Genomic DNA, 1,334 nt, shown 5'->3' on the forward strand with positions numbered 1-1,334 from the left:
GTGGAGTTGCCAAACTCGAAAGCACCAATATCAGCTACACCATTAACAACGCGCTGGAAACCTGTACCCCGTTGGTCAGTAGTCAGACCAAGAGGGTTGCTGCCAGCATTAATAGCAGCACTGCCAGCTTGTAAAGCATGGGTTTGAGTTGGACCACCGTTATCAGCAAGAGGGTCTAGACCGGGGTTAGTGACTCCGGTTTGATCGCCTGTAGCGCTGAAACGACTATTAGCGTTTCCTGTACCAATTAAGTTGTTGCCTCCACTTTGGATGGAGTTGCTGGTAGCTCTTAATTCATCAACATCATTAGCACCTGTATTGTTACGGTTGCCAGAAATAATTGTAGAAGTAACAGTTGTAGCAATTTTATTGGGAGTGCTATCTAAAGCGAAACTTGCCAAACCACCGCCAGTGCCACCATTATTTAGAGTCGGAGTTTGTGCAAAGTTATTAGTAATGGTGCTGTTAGCAATTGTAGCAGTGGTAAAATGATTTAAATTGGGGTTATTAGCAGTGACGTAAACACCACCACCTTGGCCCTTTGCTGTATTACCGCTAATGGTGCTTTGAGTAATCTGTGTAGTACCAAAGATGGCAACACCGCCACCATCGCCACTACCAACAGCAAGTGCTGAGTTGTTATTGATGGTAGAATTAGCAATGGTTGTATTACCAAATGCCATGACACCACCACCATTGTAGTTAGCTTCATTACTGCTAATAGTGGTGTTGATAATATTGGCGGTACCTAGATCGTTGTTATAGAAACCACCACCATCTCCTGATGCCGTGTTACCCGTGATTACAGCATTACTGACAGTGATATTTTCATTATTGAATATACCACCACCATCACCAGCGTTAGTAGCATTGCTGCCAAAAGCAAATCCACCTGTGATGTTTACTCCATCAATGGTAACTGTAGCTTGGTTATTGGCATTGCCATCATCAACATTAAATACACGAAATTGACCGTTAGCATTTCCTCCTGCATCTATAGTGACTGGGTTGGTTTCATCACCATCAATGGTGAGGTTTTTATTAATTAGAAGTTCGCTAGCTAGGTTGATCGTACCACCACCTAGACTGGGGTCGAAGTTAATTGTCTCACCAGAGGCAGCGTCGATAATTGCCTGTCTTAGAGAGCCAGCTCCACTATCATTAAGATTAGTTACTGTAGCCATAGTTTGTTCGACTTTTTAGTATGTTGTTTGCTATTCGTTTAAGCATTGCTAGTTGCTTCTCATCCGGAAAAATAAGATTAATTTAGATTAATTAATATCGATAAATATCTTCATTATCTCAATTGAATATTTCCTCAGTAAATTATTAGT

The 1,334-nt window shown here is 41.6% G+C and carries 1 protein-coding gene; it reads right to left on the reverse strand.

The annotated features are described in order from the left end of the window. Nucleotides 1-1,184 (reverse strand): choice-of-anchor Q domain-containing protein (locus AC3DU7_RS11935; protein WP_488039567.1); only part of this gene is annotated, 1,184 nt, incomplete at its 3' end. Nucleotides 1,185-1,334 lie beyond the last annotated feature (150 nt).

Source organism: Okeania sp., from assembly GCF_983059655.1.